Origin of the sequence: Phosphitispora fastidiosa (assembly GCF_019008365.1) — a bacterium.
Classification (GTDB): domain Bacteria; phylum Bacillota; class Thermincolia; order Thermincolales; family UBA2595; genus Phosphitispora; species Phosphitispora fastidiosa.
This window is the reverse complement of record NZ_JAHHUL010000018.1, coordinates 80,763-98,440: the sequence shown is the minus strand read 5'-3', so window position 1 is coordinate 98,440 and position 17,678 is coordinate 80,763. Positions and strand designations below refer to the sequence as shown.

Genomic DNA, 17,678 nt, shown 5'->3' with positions numbered 1-17,678 from the left:
GTCCTAAATTCGAAGCAATTGTGAGATATTAGGAGCAATCCTAACTCTAGAGTGTCCAGTTTATCAAGAAAGGGTCAACTAAGAAATTTTCATAATTAAAATACCTCTTTGATTCTTTGAGTATAGTAAAAAGCACTGTAATCCTCCCTCAGTGAATAACGATAATAATATTTGTCATTTTTTACATTAATTCCCTGTTTATTAGTATACTTCTCTTTTTTTATCTAAACTCCTTCTTCATAAATCAGCAAAAAAACAGCGGGACTTGGCTTGTAGTCCCGCTGTTTCCATGGTGGGTATGGATACCTATTTAAAAAGTTACAGCTGCTTTCATTTGCAGGTTATCAACCTTTCTTCAGTTCAGCATCTGCAGCCTCCTGGCTTTTATCATCTGCCAACTCCTGGCTTTTATCATCTGCAGCCTCCAGGCGCATCTCATCCTTTACACTGGAAGTCGCTTTCTTGAATTCCTTGATTCCTGACCCCAGGGCCTTACCCATTTCCGGCAGCTTTGCCGGTCCGAAAATAACCAGGGCAATTACCAGTATCAGAATCAGTTCCGCAGGCCCAAGACCAAACATTATATCCACCTCCGTTTATCGGGTTAGATTTATCCGGTGTCACTGTAAAAAATCGGTACAATGCCTTACCATTTTCACCCACGGTCATTTCCGAGTGCAGAAGTTCCCTTGATTTGTTCCGGAGCAATAATCTCTTGACAGCATAGGTCCTCATACCAGAGACAGTGCCTGTGTTTGATATACTCCAGGTCCACTCTGCCGCTGAAAATACTTGGCAGCAGAGCCCGGTTCGCCTTGAAGACAAAGGCCCCCAGGTGTGCAATGATTCCGAAAATAACCATGAAGGTTGCTATATTGTGCAGCATTGTCATCCAGTAAATAAGGTCATTGGAAAAGGTGTTCGCCATTGTGGGAAGATTTTTCAGGACTTTAAAAATTCCTGTTATAATTATTGTGCCCAGACTTCCTGCGATAAAAACATAGGCCAGTCTCTGTTCCGGAAGATACTTGTGGCATGGCGGTTCTTCACACTTGGTAAGCATAGCCTTTACCAAGAGATATGATTCCTTCAGATCACCCTTGCGGGGTATGATGTGGAAGTGCCTGCACATACCATGGTATACCACATGGAATACTGCCGCAAAAACCAGCGCAATAGCAGCAATATAGTGAACATATACCGTTATTTCATAATTTGAACTCCAGGCGAATCCGGGGACCTGGTCGAGGAGATAACGCTTATATATGGGCATCTGGCCCAATCCGGTAAATATCAGAATAAAGGTGGAAAGGGTTACTGTCCAGTGTATCAGCCTTACTGTCAGGGAATGCCGCAGTATGGTGGGTTTCTTTTCTACAGTGTTCTTAGCGGTCACCGGCATCATCCCCCTTCATGGTTTTATATGCCTTATATCCGGCTGTAAACAAACCGGCAACGGGCGCCAGCAGCAGACCTGCTGCAAGACCATTGGGGGTGTCCAGAAAGTTCCCCACATTCACCGGTGTACCGGGGTAACCGGGTGCATCCGGATTAGGCTGTTTTGCCTTCTGGGCCATGAAGGCCTTATTGATTTTCTCAAAAGGTACAGGTGAAACATAAAAAGTAGAGGTCCCGCCATTTTCCTTGTCGCCGTAAACATATCCGCTGATTTCCTTGGCCCTGGCCTTAGCCAGTGCCAGCATTTCGTTCCTGGAACCGAATTTGATGGCACCATTGGGACATGCATCTACACAGGAAGGGTTTTTGCCCTCTTTTACCCTGTCAATACAGAGGTCACATTTGTACATAACCCCTCCGCCAACAAAGTCAGGCGCAATCTTCATATACAGTCCCACACCTGCCTGTCGCGCCGGAATTCCCCAGGGGCAGACATCCCTGCATTTGGCGCCCCCGAAACAGGTCTCGGGATTAATCAGAACAGCACCCTCTTTGGTTACAGTCTGGGCTCCAAAGGGACAAACCTTGGCACAGGGCGGCTTGTCACAGTGCATACATCTCCTGGGCATGTTGACAGCATATGTCTTGCCATTATGTTCAATTTTAGTTTGCTGAATAAATGTCCAGTTATATGGAGTAAGCCTGGTAGTGAGCCCCTTTTTGTCTGACCAGTCTTCCTTTTTATCCTGGGGCCAGTAATTGGGGATTTCAGTATTCTTCACAGGATTGGGGAATTTATCCTGATTTTTGGCACGGCAGGCGCTGACACACTTGGGAACCTCTAACCCTTTACAGCCATTGCAGAGAGTCATATCTATAAATGTGCCTGCCGGTTCCTGCCCCGTGGAAGCTTGGGCAGCCTTTTCAGCCCCGGTCAGGGCCATTCCGCTGACTACTCCGGTAGCTATTGCCCGCTTAAAAAACTCTCTTCTGGAAATACCACCCATATTCAAACCTCCTCTTGCAATACCCCCCTGGGGTATCTTTATATAATTTATACCATACCCCCCATAGGTATGTCAAGAGGTTTTTGGGCTCGAATTTTGTAAGTTTGATGCCTTCTTATGTTTCAGGCTTAGATTTTTTCCGTATCCTTTTCTCCTGTGTAAATGAGGCAGCCTTTTAAAGGTTAAGACCCAAATCAAGGAGGAGCAGATATGTTCCGGAACGACGAGTCTGACATCAGCCGGCCCACGAGCGCCCCGCGCGAGTGGCTAGCCGGCTGAGTTGTAGCCGTCGTGAAGGAATTTATCTGCTCCTCCCTGGCAATCGGGTCTAATATAAAGGCTGCCTCATCTATATCCGGGCAAAGCCGTTTGAAAAAATCATCCCCAGCGCGGCCAAAAGATGGCATAAACGGCCGCTACGCCAAGGGCGACCCATAAACCCGCCCGGTTGGGAATACCCAGGTACATGACCGCAAGTGTGATTATCCCTAGAATCCCCAAATATGAACCATAGACTAATGCATTTCTGCTCATAAGTATCCCCTTTCCTCATCCTCAGTAATATATTCCGTGTTCTGCAGGTTCAATTCCTCCGGGGCATGCAGGACCAGCATCTTCCACGCTGAATCCGGCGGGGCATATTTCTGCGTTGCCGCCGAAACCACCATGATCAGCAGCAGGGAAAACGGAACTGCCCAGATAGCCGGCTGTTCACATAGTGTTTTAATAACAGGATGTTCCCCAAACCACTGCCCCAGGGAAGGTATCAACTGCTTATCGGCCAGCATGACAGATACGATGGCAGCCAGTGCCGAGGTGCCGCCGATCAGCATTCCGGCACCGGCGCCGATAGCGGTACATTTTTTCCACCAACAGCTCACTATCAGCATGGGAAAATATGAAGCAGCTCCAATGGCAAAGGCCCAGCCCACCATCATGTTGATATCAAAGTTTTCTACAAATACCCCCAGCAGACATGCCGTCGACCCGGCTATCACCGCAAATACCCTGAAGCCGGCCACTTTCTGTGACGAAGTGGCCCTCGGGTTAATCATTGTCCCATATACATCATGGGCCAGAGCGCTGGTTATGGAAACCAGCAGCCCCGAGAACGTAGTCATAAACCCGGCAAATGCTCCCATTGACGTAACCGCAGAGAGAATATCCCCCAGATGAGGGACATAGTTATTCAGCAGGCGGGGCAGGACCAGAACAACGGAGTCAGTTGACCTGGCTCCTCCCGCAACCGAATACAGCTCCGGTGTCCAGGCTCTCCCCAGTGCGCCGAACATCGGGGGGAACAGGTAGAAGACCCCCAGGAGAATCATTACCCAAAAGGTGCTTTTTCTGGCGGTCTTGCCATCAGGGTTTGTGTAAAAACGCACCAGTATATGAGGCAGACCCGCCGTTCCGCACACAATGGCAATAATCAATGAATACGTGTAGATAACCGGATGGCCGTATTGGGAACTAAGGACCCCATAAGGTTCCAACCAGCTCTTATCAGTCGGCGCATTTGGCACCGGCTGCCCCGCATTGTAAGTAATCAGAACCTGATTCTGCGGTCCCGCAGGAGTAACAGTAAACCTGGCGGAAACCGTCAGCGGCAGCTCCCTGCCGGTGACAGGGTCAGCAGCAGTTACCGGCTGCCCCTGCCTGGTGACGGTCACCGGGTTACCCGTTTCAAACCGGTCCCCTGCCCGGTACATATACACGTCTGCCTGCTCTTCCGAAGGAAGGGTCACTGTCTCGACAATGTCCGGCAGCTTGGAATTCATCAACTGCTGTGCTTCCACCCTGCCAGCATCACCGGCGATTCTCCGGGAAGCCGTGATCAGGACCCTCGTATCCTGGAGGAAAACACCCTGGGTAGCAGCGCCGAAAACAATTTCATTCATGGGAGGGTCTGGCTTGTAAATGGCCGTATAGTCAGCAGCAAACTTTGGCAAAGTATTGCCAAGGCGGGGATCATTGTGGAACTTTTCCAGGTTCGCCCCATAACCACCCAAAAAAATAAACATAATAAACATTGGTATTGAAATGGCGGCCATTTTAATCCAGTACTGGACAGCTTGTACAAAAGTAATCCCTTTCATGCCGCCCAGAGCCACATTAAATACTACTACAAACCCGACCACACCGACACCAACCCAGTACGGAGTGTTCAGGATATTTACAAAAGCTGTTCCTGCTCCTTTCATCTGGGGCATCGTATAAAAAAATCCTATAAACAGAACAAAGATGACCGCAATTTTCCTGAACATCGGGCTGTTATAGCGGCCCTCGGCAAAATCCGGAATCGTATAAGCCCCAAAACGCCTCAGGGGGCTTGCAATAAACAAAAGCAGAAATAGATAACCCGCAGCATAACCAACCGGATACCAGATATTGTCATACCCGCTTTTCATGATCATTCCGGCAACACCCATAAAGGAAGCCGCACTAAGGTACTCCCCGGAAATAGCGGAAGAGTTCATAGGGACGCTCACCGCTCTGGAGGCAACATACATATCCGCAGCGCCTCTGACCGACCTTCTGATATAAAAACCCAGTCCAATAGTAAAAATTGCCAGCAAAATAACACCGGCAAGAGGGATTACCTGGATTTCCTGCTGCAATCGCAAGCCCCCCCTTCCCGCTGCCCATCACCTGTCTTCATCCATATCAGGGCCTTTTCCTCCAGGGCAATCGAATTCCTGACATAAACCCAAGAAATAACCCAGGTAACAGGATAAATCAAAACTCCAAGGAGCAGCCAGGTAACGGTAAAACCGGCTATCCTAAGATTCATGATTTCGGGGAATACATAGTTAAGGATCGGAAGTCCCAGGAGAATTCCCACAAAAACCATAAAAAGCTTAAAACTTAGCTTAAACTGGCTTTTCATAAGCCTGTCAAGATACTCTTCACTGCACAGAGATACCTGTTTCTCACCGCATAAAGGCTTCTCCTGCTCCTGATGACCCACAGATATCTGCTTCACTTTAGGGCCTGGCTGCCTATCACTACTGCCATGCACCGGCCTCTCCCCCCATATATATGATTTCAGCTTACCCTTCTCCTTAGCTTAATTATAAATTTCACAGGCTTAATGGGCATTAAAAATTCCGTTAACAGAAATAATTAGCACTTTAGGCCGTTTTCCGGTCAGGGATAACAAGGGAACAACCGGTCAAAAGAACGGACTGAGTGGTCATATTTAGCCCTTAAAGGTTTTGTTTTAAAAAAAGTTGTGTGAAGCAAAAAAAATCCCCGGCATCTAAACTGTCAGTAAATGCTGAAGATCTTAATATTTGATGGAACTTTAGCGATTAATACCGTCATGTTGGAGTGTGAATCAGAAAACTCCGGCGACAGTATCAGGCAGTTCCTCAAGTGTTGTCACAATATCCGCCCGGTAATCTCCGCCACCCCGGTTTATCAGATAGTCTTTTACCAATACGGTCCGCATTCCCAGTTTGGCAGCAACCAGGTCCTCATCCACATCATTTCCCACTACCAGGCACTCTTCGGGTTCTTTCCCGATATGGTCCAGAATCTCCTGGAAATACTCCAGGTATGGCTTGCAAAAATGCATATTCTCATAGCTTGTGATAAATCTGCAGTCTGAGCGCTCAACTCCGGTCCACTTCAGCCTCTCAATGATGGCCTGTTCCGGAAAGACAGGATTTGTGGCAATAACTACATCACCTCCCCTTTCCAGAACTCTTTGAACCGCTTCCCGGCTCTCCCCCCTCGGGGAAGCAAATACTGACAGGGAAGGAAAATCATTTTCGTAAAATTCACCAAACATCTTTTCCAACTCATCCCCTGGCATCCCCACCCGCGGAATAAAATCCTCCATAAAAACATCCCGATTTAATTTACCGGGGTCATTGTTCTTCATCATCTTTCCCGTTGACTTCATCAGGGCCCGGATAAACTCCGTGCTATCAATACGGCTGCTAAACTTTTGGGCCAGGAGTCCCAGGTAAGCTTCAATAAGCCTGTCTGTATCCACTGGAAGCAGCGTACCGTCAAGGTCAAATAATACAGTATTAATCATTGGTCTTATCTCCCTGGTTGTTTTTTTGAGCAGCATAAAATATTCTGCGGCTGTCATGCCTGGGAGGGTCAAAAGAAAACCCATGAAACACATCCCGCACAACAAACCCGGCTTCTCTTAGAAAGCCAAGTATTTGATCACTTTTGTAAGCCTTTTCCCGGTGTGTCTCCACAAATTTTTCGTATAATCCGCCCTGTTTTTCATGTAACCCGTTCTGCTTCACAAAGCCGGTCAGCCGTATCTCCCAGATGTCGGCCTCACGGTCATAGGAGGTTTCCCAGATGAGGGACATGTCTTCATCATCGGCAAACGTGGTATCTCCTCCGGCCCCAGACAGCTTTTCAACGGCATTCATGTCAAAAATAAATAATCCCCCCGGTCTCAGGGACCTATATGCCTTTTTAAAAACCAGGCATAGGTCGTCCGGGCTGATAATGTAATTCAGCCCATCATGGTAACTGGTGACTAAGTCCATAGGAACCGGCAGCTCAAGATCCCGCATATCCTGCTCCAGGAATACTGCAGCCAATCCCTGTTCCCCGGCTTTTTGACGAGCCTTGGCCAGCATTGCCGGAGCGATGTCTATGCCATATACCTCGTAACCCCGGGCAGCCAGGGGTAAAGTTGTATTACCGGTGCCGCATGCCAGGTCAGCAATTCTATCGGCACGGACAGAGTACCTCTCCAGAAGCTGTTCCAGATAATCTGCCCATTCCTCATAATCTATGCCGGCCATCAGGTAGTCATAGATATCTGCCAGTTTGACATACTGTGATTGTGGCATTATTCGTCACCAAACCCAATTCCCACAGCTTTGGCAGCAAAAACAATATCACTGTCAGGGGAAACCCTGCGCAGCACTTTAACGGCATCCATTATGGGAACAGATTCAATGTTTGTCCCCCTCAGGCTGACCATTTCACCAAATTTCTTTTCCATAAGAATTTTTACCGCATGAGCGCCATACCTGGTACCAAGGAGCCGGTCAAAAGGAGTGGGGCTCCCCCCCCTCTGCAGGTGGCCCAGAACCGTAACCCTCGTTTCCATTCCACTGCATTTTTCCAGCTGTTCCCCGATAACATTGCCAATCCCGCCAAGTCTGATTGGGTCAGCGCTGTCTGCAATGATTCTCTGTACAACCATCTCTCCGCCAACCTGTTTGGCGCCCTCGGCAACCACCACGATACTGAACTTCTTGCCCTGAACCTTACGGGCCTTAATTTTCTGGCACACATGTTCAATAGAAAATGGTATCTCGGGAATCAAAATAACGTCTGCTCCTCCGGCAATTCCTGAATGGAGAGCAATCCAGCCCGCGTACCGCCCCATTACTTCAAGAACCATTACCCGGTGATGGGACTCAGCAGTTGTATGCAGCTTATCAAGAGCCTCAGTGGCCGTAACCAGAGCAGTGTCGAAACCAAAAGTAACATCAGTTGCCGAAAGATCATTATCAATAGTTTTGGGGACACCGACAACAGGGAGGCCCTGGTCACAGAACTCCTTGGCAATACTTAGGCTGCCATCGCCCCCGATAACCACCAGAGCATCAACTTCCATTTCCTTCAGGTTGTCCATAATATGTCCGGACATATCCACATATACACGTTCTCCATCCTTCATCATAGGATATTTAAAGGGATTGTCACGGTTAGTTGTGCCAAGGATTGTCCCTCCTCTGGGTAATATCCCAGATACTGAAGCAACTGTCAGCTTCTTGGCCATATTATTGATCAGACCGCCAAACCCGTCCAAATAGCCAACTACTTCCAGGTTGTACTTATTAATGGCAGTTTTGACAACCGCCCTGATAACGGCATTAAGGCCGGGACAATCTCCACCGCCTGTCAATACGCCAATTCTCTTTATTTCACCATTCACCGTTTTTCCCCCTTTAGACTTATTTTTGCTGATATTTCGCCGCTGTATCTATCCACTCCTTTATTATACAAAATATTTTTATGGTTTAATACAAGGATTTACGGTGTTGGTGTCGAAATAAGGAGAAATTCTTAATTGTTAAAGGAGGGTGTTGTCGTGCTGGTAAAAGACCTGATGTCATATCCTGTAGTGACTATATTAGATGATTCCACCGTCGGTGAAGCCCTCGATATTTTAAGAAAAAAAAGTATCGGGCATCTGCCTGTGGTTGATTTAAACCATTCTCTAATCGGCGTGGTAACCGAATCAGATCTTTTAAAGGTGTTTCCTAATGGCAAGGAATTATCATCATTTGAATCCAACCTGCTTTCAAGGACTCCTGTTTCAAGGGTGATGAAATCAAACCCGATTTCCATTTCTCCTGATGAAATAATTGAAAAAGCAGCCCTGATTATGCGCACCAACAGGATTAGTTCGCTGCCGGTTCTGGATAGCAGTAAAATCGTTGGCCTGATTACCAAAAATGATATCATTGATGCCTTCATTACAGCTCTTGGGCTCAGAGAAGGCGGGACCAGAATCTCTATTCTGTTTCAAAAAAAATGGGGGTTCCTCTCAGACCTGGTTTCATTTACAGATAACAAGAACATCTGTATAGATAATATTGTAACCTTCGGTAATGAACTGGTCCTCAAGGTAAAAGGCAGCCGCCCTGATTTTGTGGATGATCTGAAAAAGGCCGGCTATATCATCGAAGACGTTGCCTATATTGAGCCTTATCACGAGCCTGAAGCAAAATAAAGACTAAGTAGAACTTCCCGAAACGTCCGCCGCCTGAGTTTTGAGCAGCCTCTTATTATATGCCCTGATAATGTCTGTCCGGGTAAGTATTCCAATAATTATTTCGGGGTTATTTCTGTCAACAACCGGCAGGCGGCCAATACCTCTTAAACCGAACTTCTTTAATGCTTCACTGAGGTTCTCATCGGGAAATGTAACCATAAGCTCAGTATTCATTATTTCCCCTACTGACCGGGTATCAAATCCCCGGTCATGTGCTTTCCTGATGTCAAGATACGTTATTATCCCCACCAACCGGCCTTCCCGTAGCACAGGAAATCCCATATGCCGACTGCCTTCGAAAATACTGTTCATCTCCAAAACACTAATATTGGCCGAAACCGATTCCACTTCCTTCGCCATAACATCACCCACATTCAGTGATTCAATGATGCCCTTTTCCATCCCCTGGTGCAGGTTAATTCCCCTGCGCTTAAGCTTGAGGGTGTAAATGGACTCCCCGAATAAGTGGTTGGCCACCATATAGCTTGTTACACAGGCCCCCATCAATGGCAGAATAATACGGTAATCATTGGTCATCTCAAAGAGCATTATCATTGAGGTAATCGGAGCCCTGGCCGCGCCGGCAAAAACGGCTCCCATCCCCACCAAGGCATAAGCTCCGGGACTTGCTGTGATATCGGGAAATAGTTTATGGGCAACTGTACCTACTGTGCCCCCCAGCATCGCTCCCATGAAAAGCGAGGGGGCAAAAACCCCACCGGAACCTCCTGACCCCAATGTTAGTGCAACCGCAAACAGTTTCATAAAAACAAGCACCGCAAGCAGCCAAAACGCCAGTCTGCCTGCCAGCGCTTCCTGAATTGGCCCATACCCGGCGCCAAATATTTCAGGAAACCACAGGCCGATAATCCCTACCAGCAGCCCCCCCAAAGCAGGCTTAAGATACTCACGGATATTTAACTTGTCAAAAAGGTCCTCGAAATAGTACATAACCTTTATTTCACAGACCGCAAATATCCCTGCTAATACACCCAGCGTAATATAAATAAAAGTCTCTCTATAATCAACCAGTGAGTAATTGGCGGCAAACACTGCCGAGTTACCCCACCAAAGCGCCCTGGCAATAACAGAAGCAGTTACGGAAGAAATTACGGTGAGGCTGAAAAAAGATGAAGAAAACTGGCCACTGATAACCTCAAGGGCAAAAAACACTCCCGCAATCGGCGCATTAAATACGGTTGCAATTCCGGCTGCAGCGCCACAGCAAACCAGGGTTTTCATCCGTTCCTCCGACAAGTGAAAGACCTGAGCTATTGTGGAACCAAACCCGGCGCCTATCTGAACAATAGGCCCCTCAGCCCCGGCGGAGCCTCCCGAACCGATGGTCAAAGCTGAAGCCAGTGACTTTACCAGTACAATTCTGGTCCTGATTTTTCCTCCCTTTACGGCTACAGCGGCCATGACTTCAGGCACCCCATGCCCCTTTGCCTCCCTGGCGCAAAAGTAAGTCAGAGGACCAACAAGCAGCCCCCCAACCACAGGAAGTAAAAAAACATAGTAATCCTTTAGCAGCCCTCCGAGAATAATCCGGCCCCCGCCAAAAAAATATTCGGTAAACAGGTCAATTGTATACCTGAATACGAGTCCCAGCAAAGCGGCACCTATCCCGACCCCAACAGCCATAACAATCAGGAAAGTATTTTCGGGGATAATGGATTTATCCAAAACACGGCGCAGTACACTCATTAATTCTCACCCAACTTTTACGATTGATTATAACAACACAATTTTTATTATATACCCATCCTCTGCTTCCAGCAACCCACCACCGCTCCCGAAAACTTCCAGCAATTTCCTGCTTGGCCGCAAAAAAAGAGAGCTCCTGTTACGGACGCTCTCCTGTACTTTTCCTTTTTTAGAAATGGTACCATATACTCCTGTAATCGTCGGGGTCCTCACCCCTCTTAGACATCTCCGCAAGGAAATCCAGAATCGGAACATCCTCATGAAGGTATGGCTTAGTATCAGCGAATCCCAGATCCCACGGATAAAACTCGTATACCCTGGAACCATCAGGAGTCAGCATAATAACCTCGTGATCATGCCCGGCGCGGAGGTAACTCTTGCCAATTCGCGGTATATTGAACACGGCCTCATCACACCTGTCCAGCCCCGGTGTCAGCCTTGCCTCTTCAACCTGCTCCTGAATCAGCCTGGCTATAGGTACCCGATAAGCCCTGGTTTCCTCTTTGCCCTTGGCATTAAAGGTATAATACGGATCCACACCTATAGACCGCAGGGCCTTGCGCAGGCCCACCATCTCAAAGCGGCGGGCATTTTCCATTGTAAAGACCCCCTGGTTGTAAACCGGTACCCCCCTCGAACGAAGTTTGCGGACAGCCCTCACACTCTCAGGAGTTATTTCGTAAAGGTGCTCAAAATGAGTCATTACAGCAACTTCACGCCTGCCGGGTTCAATAAAACCGGCCAGTATCTTGGCATATTCATCAGTAATTCGCATCGGCAGCACCACAGGGGTCCGGGTTCCTATCCTGATTCTCCTGATATGGTCTAACTCTGCCAATCTGCCCAGGACCTTCCTGGTCATGGCATCATTCATCACTGCCGGATCCCCGCCGGTTACCAGGACTTCAGTTACTTCAGGGTTTTCCTCAAACCACTGCAGAGCGCTCTCCAGCTTACTGTTGGAGGCCTTGGCGCCCGCATCCAGGACATCGGTTATTTCCCAGTTTCGCTGACAGTAAACACAGATCTGGGCACAGGTGTTATATGGTTTGAAAATGGCAATCTGGGGATATCTCCTGGTAACCAGATCCACCGGTGAAGTATCCTTTTCTCCCATAAAATCAAGGTCAGCGCCAAGTTCTTTACTTAAAAGGACATTTTCCACATAATCAAGCGGCGGGATAACCTGTGCCCTGATTGCATGGTCATGCTTCCTTCCTGCTTCATAGTCCATCAGGGAAACATAGTATGGGGTAATCCCAAATGGAAGCCTGTTCCCAACACCCCTTTCAATAGCCATTCTTTCCCTTGGAGTCAACCGAATCATTTTTTCCAGAACCTTTACATCTCTGACAATATTCCGGCACTGCCACTTCCAGTCATTCCACTCTTTAGTGGAAGCGCCTAAAACCTTTATGATTCTGTCCCTGTTGGCAGTCCTCATCCTGATTACTTCATCATCCAGACCGCCGGGGTATTTGCTGATCCGGGCATCTATCTTCTCCCCCACAATGTTGAGTGTTTGAGATCTCAGACGTGCCACTGCCCTGTGGTTATCCTTTTCAAAATGTTCCATGGAAATAACCTTGCTGCCAAGCTCTGTTTTGCCCTTCATGCCCAGGAAAATATTTCTCAGATCCTCAATAAAAGCTACTGATGCCGTTACCTCCGGTTGGTGGGCCAGTTCTGTCAAAAACTTGAGTACACTTTGTCCCGTAAGCTCTTCACTTCTTATGGAAAAAATGTTTTTCAAAACCTGGATACAGCGGCGGGATATGTTTCGCTTGGTAGTATCGGTATTATGGTGAAAAGTGAAGTTTTTGCGTTCAAAATCCGCCAGGTAATTAAACACCCTTTTTCTGATGGTTTCCAGGTCTGCTTCCTGCAGCAGCAGCTGATAAAAAACAGGGTTCTCGGACCAAAACATTTCAACCAGGATGGGAAGAGTTGTTTTCAGATAAACAGGGTTTTTTAAATGAGCATAATTTAGCGCTCCGTTTTTTTCTAACCGGTCAATAATTTCCATCTAATCCCTCCCTATGCTTTTATCATCTAAAAAAAGGTACAAAAAAACCCAGGTAAAGAGGATGCCTGAGCCTGCTATCAAAAGAAATTCGAAAGCTGAACCATATGTGAAATGCACAGCAATTCCTCTTGCCACGCTGACGAGGTTAGCTGACGGATTCGGAAGGAAGAGTCCCCCTACCCACAATACTGTGAGATTCACCCCATTGTTTGGTTCCCCCGCATCCCGGTGAAAAACCGGAGATTTAAGCGTATTCCCAATATGTATTTTTAGTATTTATAGTATATCACAGCATCTATGTCTGGTCAAACACCCCAGTTGCTTGTTATGTCCCCGCCGGAAAGCCACACTGCCGCCAGGCTTCATAAATGACGATAGCAGCGGAGTTGGAGAGGTTAAGTGAACGCACATCATTTATCATGGGAATTCGCATACAATAAGCGGAATTTTCCCGTATAATTTCCCCGGGCAGGCCTCCCGTCTCCTTACCAAAAACCAGAAAATCTTCCAGACTGTAGTTCACCTCAGTATAAAACCTGGTTCCTTTTGTGGTCAAATAGTAAAAGGTATTCTTACTATACTTCTGTCGAAGTTCATTGAAATTGTCATAATAATTTATATCAAGCAGATGCCAGTAATCAAGCCCAGCTCTTTTTAAATATTTGTCATCAATTGAAAATCCCAGCGGTCTGACCAGGTGCAGTGAACTTCCGGTAACTGCGCAGGTGCGGGCAATGTTTCCTGTATTCTGTGGAATCTCGGGCTCTACGAGTACAATATTCATTAGCAGGTTTCACCTCAGGACTGTTCTTTTTTATCCAAACTGTTGTCTGAAGGTGTTTGCTCATTCTCTTTAAGATGTAATTTAAGATAAGCAAACAGGGAAAAGTACAGAAAAATTGACCCCGCCAGCGTAAGGCCAACAGCTACAGTATCCACAACCCGGAGGGGAACATCAAAAACAGCTGTAACCACAGGCCCCTGATATTGGTCCGGAACTATAAGCATGGAGATGGCCAGCAGGTGAAATAAGAATATAAAAATAAATCGCTCCCTCATCATAGACCTCCGAAGAAGTTTTTGGGTATTTTTAGAAGTTTTTAGAAATATTAGATATTTTCCGTATACATTATACCATAAAGGTACAATCTTTCCAATAAGCCGGAAGTTTATAATTAATTGAACTTTCAAAAAAAATAACAGGAGTATCCCTAAGTGCTTTCTGGACAGACTTAGGAGACACTCCTGAACCAACGGTCAGCCATTAGTCCTTGATATTATTCCTCCTTGAATGAAAAAGCTATAGCCTTGAGAAATCTCAGAATATCCTTTAGGCCATCGAGTATCAGGAGGTATATTAGTGAAGATTTTGGCAGGCAAATCCCCTTAATCAGCCGTTCCTGATGCTCATCGGCGTATTTACGACCAATTTCCTCGTAAGTTTCCGCCTTTTCAATAACATGACTTATCAGAACAGGGTTTCTTGTCAGAATAAGATCATGGACTGTGTTTAAACCATCCTGTGCCGCCATAAAGAAGTCCTTTAATTCACTCATGGCTTTATCACTGAACAGAATCCCCTCATCAGCTTTACTGCGGATATTTACGATTATTTTATCAAGGCTGTACTTTATTTTCTCCATTTCATTTACCATTTCCACAATAGTTGCTGCCGGCAGAACTTTTGAATCCTCCTTTGCTGCAAGAACCATTACAGTTACTTCTTTTGCCATGCTGTCGATAGCCTGTCCGAGCTGCTCGGCTTCTTCAAGGCTAGCCCGGCTATGCCTCAATAAGCCGTCAAAGACTTTGATCGTCATCTCCCCGGCATCGTGAGACAATCGGTCCAAAAGCCTGCAGACCTCATCAAATTCATGAGTACACAGTGATTTAGTCATAAAGCCACCCCCCAAATTATTTATTTTACTACCAGGTAACTACTATATGTTTATTAAATTATATCAAATTCACTCTGAAGGTGATAAGGAATTCTCGTAAACTGATTAAAATGAATGCTAAACGGGTTGTATGAAACAACAAATGGTCAGCATGTCTCCATTCATTGACACCCACCCCAATTTCTGATAAATTAATTAAAGGTATAAACAGAATTAGAAGGAGGTTAACAGGTTGGGACAGAATATTGTGCAAAAAATCATCGGCAGTCATATACTTTCCGGAAACATGGTTCCAAATGAAGAGATTTCTGTTAAAATTGATCAGACACTTACACAGGACGCCACCGGCACGATGGCATACCTTCAGTTTGAAGCTATGGGAGTGCCGCAGGTAAAGACCCGCCTTTCAGTAAGCTATGTTGACCATAATACACTGCAGACCGGTTTTGAAAATGCAGATGACCATAGATTTTTACAGTCAGTTGCAGCAAAACACGGTATTTACTTTTCAAGGCCCGGAAACGGGATATGTCATCAGGTACACCTGGAACGCTTCGGGGTTCCGGGGATGACACTTTTAGGTTCAGACAGCCATACCCCAACAGGCGGCGGCCTTGGTATGCTTGCTATGGGCGCAGGCGGCCTCGATGTTGCCGTGGCCATGGGCGGCGGTCCGTTTTACCTGAATATGCCAAGGGTCGTAAATGTAAGACTTAGCGGCAGACTGAACCCCTGGGTTTCAGCTAAAGATGTCATTCTTGAACTATTGCGTATAATGACCGTTAAAGGCGGTGTAGAAAAAATAATCGAATACTCCGGGGAGGGTGTCACCACCCTGAGTGTTCCTGAACGGGCTACCATTACCAATATGGGGGCCGAACTGGGTGCCACAACTTCAGTATTCCCAAGTGATGAGGTTACTCTAGGTTTCCTTAAGGCTCAGGACCGGGCACATGACTGGTCAGAGCTCAAAGCTGATGACAATGCCTCTTATGACGAGATTATTGAAATAAATCTTACTGAACTGGAACCCATGGTAGCACAGCCCCACAGCCCCGATAATGTAGCTAAAGTCACGGAAGTGGGCCGAATCTCTGTGTATCAGGTTGTTATCGGCAGCTGTACAAACTCTTCTTATACTGACCTGATGAGGGTAGCCGGAATTCTCAAAGGTAAAAAGGTTCATCCGGCAACAAGCCTGAGTATTGCCCCCGGTTCCCGCCAGGTGTTTGAAATGCTGGCCAGAAACGGCGCCATGGCTGACATCATCTCGGCCGGGGCCAGAATACTGGAAACAGCCTGCGGACCATGTATCGGCATGGGGCAGTCGCCGTCTTCCGGAGCAGTCACGGTACGGACCTTTAACAGAAACTTTGAGGGGCGGAGCGGGACTGCCGATGCCAAGGTATACCTGGCAAGCCCTGAGGTAGCTGCAGCATCAGCTTTAACGGGGGTCCTCACCGACCCCAGAGAATTGGGAGATTATATTGATGTACCAATGCCTGAAAAGTTCCTCATAGATGATAGTATGATTATCCCACCGGCTGAAGACCCGTCGCTGGTTGAGGTTCTGAGAGGGCCTAATATTAAGTCCCTGCCGGTTAACCGGCCGCTCCCCGCAAAACTCAGCGGACCGGCTCTACTGAAACTGGGAGACAATATTACCACAGACCATATCATGCCGGCAGGAGCCAAAATTTTACCCCTGCGCTCCAATATTCCGGCCATTTCCCAGTATGTATTTTCCGGAATAGATATTTCATTCCCCGACAGGGCCAGGGACGCAGGTGAAGGGTTCGTAATCGGCGGCCACAATTATGGCCAGGGTTCCAGCAGGGAACACGCCGCCCTTGCCCCTATGTATCTGGGTATAAAGGCCGTTATAGCCAAATCCTTTGCCAGAATTCACAAGGCAAACCTGGTGAACTTCGGGATTCTCCCCCTTACTTTCGTTGACGAAAATGATTATGACACCTTCAATGAAGAAAGCACCCTGGAAATTGACGTATCATCCATTGCCACCATGAATGAGCTGGTTGTCAAAAACGTCACCGGCGGGAATGAATTTAGAGTACGCCACGACCTGACCCCGCGCCAGATGGAAATCATCAAAGCAGGTGGACTCCTCAATTACACCAAGCAGCAAGCCGGATAAATATGTGGTGGGTATTGTACCGATTTTCCGCACTGACGCCTATCAGTCTAAGCTGCTACTCCCCGGCAACAAGGCAGCGTCCCCGAACTTGATGGCTCATTGAGCTTTTCTGATAAGATGGCCGCCTCTCGTTTTGGCTTTGCCAAAACTTCCCGGCGGCCTTCGCCATCTTCGAACATACGGGGACTCCCGCCTTGTTGCCGGTGCTTCGCAGCAAGACTCATAACGGCGTCAGTGCAAGGAAAATCTTGTACAACACCTCACCACATTCACCACATCCATTCTTATCATCTTGGATTTAGCATATATCAACTTACTAAAATAGGTTACGATTCTGCAGCAATTATTGTTACCAGAACACTTCTTGAAATGCTAATAGACTTTTCATATTTATGGCTGCGTAAAGACATTAATGGCAAACATACTGACGTAAGAGAAGCTTGGATGAGATATGATGCCGTTAGAAGAGAAAGAATAGAAACCAAATGGGATCAAATGCAAGACTATCGAATTAATAACGGATTACCTGTTGTAGAACCTATGAAGATTTTTAACCAGGAAGTATCCGACCTGATTAATTATCAAAAAATCGAGTTCAAAAACAAATTTAATAGGAGAGGCTGGTGTGTTCCCAAGGGCGAGTCTGACGTCAATACTAAAGGCCTCTTAGTTTTTTAAGCAACTGGGAATGTCACAAATATTAATGGTTAATTACTTA

18 protein-coding genes and 1 riboswitch are annotated in these 17,678 nt (G+C 46.8%); of the genes, 3 read left to right on the top strand and 15 right to left on the bottom strand.

Translation table 11 applies throughout. From position 1 onward, the window contains the following. Positions 1 to 344 precede the first annotated feature (344 nt). The 9 genes from Ga0451573_RS15280 to Ga0451573_RS15240 all read right to left on the bottom strand — a co-directional run bounded on the left by Ga0451573_RS15280 (position 345) and on the right by Ga0451573_RS15240 (position 8,331). Positions 345 to 581: a Sec-independent protein translocase subunit TatA/TatB gene (locus Ga0451573_RS15280; protein ID WP_231685008.1), complete on the bottom strand. Its 237-nt coding sequence runs from the start codon at positions 579 to 581 to the stop codon at positions 345 to 347. A 74-nt stretch (positions 582 to 655) separates the two neighbouring features. Beyond that, on the bottom strand, positions 656 to 1,396 hold the full coding sequence (locus Ga0451573_RS15275) for a formate dehydrogenase subunit gamma (RefSeq protein WP_231685007.1): 741 nt from the start codon (positions 1,394 to 1,396) through the stop codon (positions 656 to 658). Then, positions 1,386 to 2,405: a 4Fe-4S dicluster domain-containing protein gene (locus Ga0451573_RS15270; protein WP_231685006.1), complete on the bottom strand. Its 1,020-nt coding sequence runs from the start codon at positions 2,403 to 2,405 to the stop codon at positions 1,386 to 1,388. Before Ga0451573_RS15270 ends, Ga0451573_RS15275 begins: the two co-directional genes overlap by 11 nt. Before the next feature lie 378 nt (positions 2,406 to 2,783). Further along, complete coding sequence (locus Ga0451573_RS15265; RefSeq protein ID WP_231685005.1) at positions 2,784 to 2,939, bottom strand: hypothetical protein; 156 nt, start codon at positions 2,937 to 2,939, stop codon at positions 2,784 to 2,786. Then, entirely contained in the window at positions 2,936 to 5,023 is a 2,088-nt protein-coding gene (locus Ga0451573_RS15260) for a solute symporter family protein (protein ID WP_231685004.1), read from the bottom strand. Before Ga0451573_RS15260 ends, Ga0451573_RS15265 begins: the two co-directional genes overlap by 4 nt. Beyond that, complete coding sequence (locus Ga0451573_RS15255) at positions 5,002 to 5,424, bottom strand: DUF485 domain-containing protein (protein WP_231685003.1); 423 nt, start codon at positions 5,422 to 5,424, stop codon at positions 5,002 to 5,004. The genes Ga0451573_RS15260 and Ga0451573_RS15255 overlap by 22 nt, the downstream gene beginning before the upstream one ends. 318 nt (positions 5,425 to 5,742) lie before the next feature. Next, the gene (locus tag Ga0451573_RS15250; RefSeq protein WP_231685002.1) at positions 5,743 to 6,450 is read right to left on the bottom strand and encodes an HAD family hydrolase; all 708 of its coding nucleotides are present in this window, start codon (positions 6,448 to 6,450) and stop codon (positions 5,743 to 5,745) included. Continuing rightward, positions 6,443 to 7,234: a class I SAM-dependent DNA methyltransferase gene (locus Ga0451573_RS15245; protein ID WP_231685001.1), complete on the bottom strand. Its 792-nt coding sequence runs from the start codon at positions 7,232 to 7,234 to the stop codon at positions 6,443 to 6,445. The genes Ga0451573_RS15250 and Ga0451573_RS15245 overlap by 8 nt, the downstream gene beginning before the upstream one ends. After that, positions 7,234 to 8,331, bottom strand: a complete 1,098-nt coding sequence (locus Ga0451573_RS15240; protein WP_231685000.1) for a 6-phosphofructokinase — start codon at positions 8,329 to 8,331, stop codon at positions 7,234 to 7,236. The genes Ga0451573_RS15245 and Ga0451573_RS15240 overlap by 1 nt, the downstream gene beginning before the upstream one ends. 135 nt (positions 8,332 to 8,466) lie before the next feature. Here Ga0451573_RS15240 and Ga0451573_RS15235 point away from each other — a divergent pair, with 135 nt between their 5' ends. Further along, on the top strand, positions 8,467 to 9,132 hold the full coding sequence (locus Ga0451573_RS15235; protein ID WP_231684999.1) for a CBS domain-containing protein: 666 nt from the start codon (positions 8,467 to 8,469) through the stop codon (positions 9,130 to 9,132). Between the two features lie 3 nt (positions 9,133 to 9,135). Here the strand turns inward: Ga0451573_RS15235 and Ga0451573_RS15230 are convergent, their stop codons facing one another. The 5 genes from Ga0451573_RS15230 to Ga0451573_RS15210 all read right to left on the bottom strand — a co-directional run bounded on the left by Ga0451573_RS15230 (position 9,136) and on the right by Ga0451573_RS15210 (position 14,805). After that, the gene (locus Ga0451573_RS15230; protein ID WP_231684998.1) at positions 9,136 to 10,881 is read right to left on the bottom strand and encodes a chloride channel protein; all 1,746 of its coding nucleotides are present in this window, start codon (positions 10,879 to 10,881) and stop codon (positions 9,136 to 9,138) included. A 169-nt stretch (positions 10,882 to 11,050) separates the two neighbouring features. After that, positions 11,051 to 12,907, bottom strand: a complete 1,857-nt coding sequence (locus Ga0451573_RS15225; protein WP_231684997.1) for a KamA family radical SAM protein — start codon at positions 12,905 to 12,907, stop codon at positions 11,051 to 11,053. 120 nt (positions 12,908 to 13,027) lie between these two features. Then, positions 13,028 to 13,168: riboswitch (cyclic di-AMP (ydaO/yuaA leader) on the bottom strand. A gap of 64 nt (positions 13,169 to 13,232) precedes the next feature. Further along, entirely contained in the window at positions 13,233 to 13,691 is a 459-nt protein-coding gene (gene trmL / locus Ga0451573_RS15220) for a tRNA (uridine(34)/cytosine(34)/5-carboxymethylaminomethyluridine(34)-2'-O)-methyltransferase TrmL (protein ID WP_231684996.1), read from the bottom strand. A 14-nt stretch (positions 13,692 to 13,705) separates the two neighbouring features. Next, positions 13,706 to 13,969, bottom strand: a complete 264-nt coding sequence (locus Ga0451573_RS15215) for a hypothetical protein (RefSeq protein WP_231684995.1) — start codon at positions 13,967 to 13,969, stop codon at positions 13,706 to 13,708. Between the two features lie 215 nt (positions 13,970 to 14,184). Further along, positions 14,185 to 14,805 (bottom strand): Na/Pi cotransporter family protein, encoded by a 621-nt coding sequence (locus tag Ga0451573_RS15210; RefSeq protein ID WP_231684994.1) that lies wholly within the window; start codon positions 14,803 to 14,805, stop codon positions 14,185 to 14,187. Positions 14,806 to 15,037: 232 nt separating this feature from the next. On the opposite strand from Ga0451573_RS15210, the gene Ga0451573_RS15205 reads away from it, so the two are divergent. Further along, a complete protein-coding gene (locus tag Ga0451573_RS15205; RefSeq protein WP_231684993.1) occupies positions 15,038 to 16,960 on the top strand; it encodes an aconitate hydratase in 1,923 nt (640 codons plus the stop codon). 47 nt (positions 16,961 to 17,007) lie between these two features. Here Ga0451573_RS15205 and Ga0451573_RS19890 read toward each other — a convergent pair whose 3' ends face one another. Further along, on the bottom strand, positions 17,008 to 17,139 hold the full coding sequence (locus Ga0451573_RS19890) for a hypothetical protein (protein ID WP_269438323.1): 132 nt from the start codon (positions 17,137 to 17,139) through the stop codon (positions 17,008 to 17,010). Between Ga0451573_RS19890 and Ga0451573_RS20325 the strand changes: the two genes are divergently transcribed. After that, complete coding sequence (locus tag Ga0451573_RS20325) at positions 17,078 to 17,638, top strand: DUF5677 domain-containing protein (RefSeq protein ID WP_353740079.1); 561 nt, start codon at positions 17,078 to 17,080, stop codon at positions 17,636 to 17,638. The genes Ga0451573_RS19890 and Ga0451573_RS20325 overlap by 62 nt on opposite strands. Positions 17,639 to 17,678: the final 40 nt, after the last annotated feature.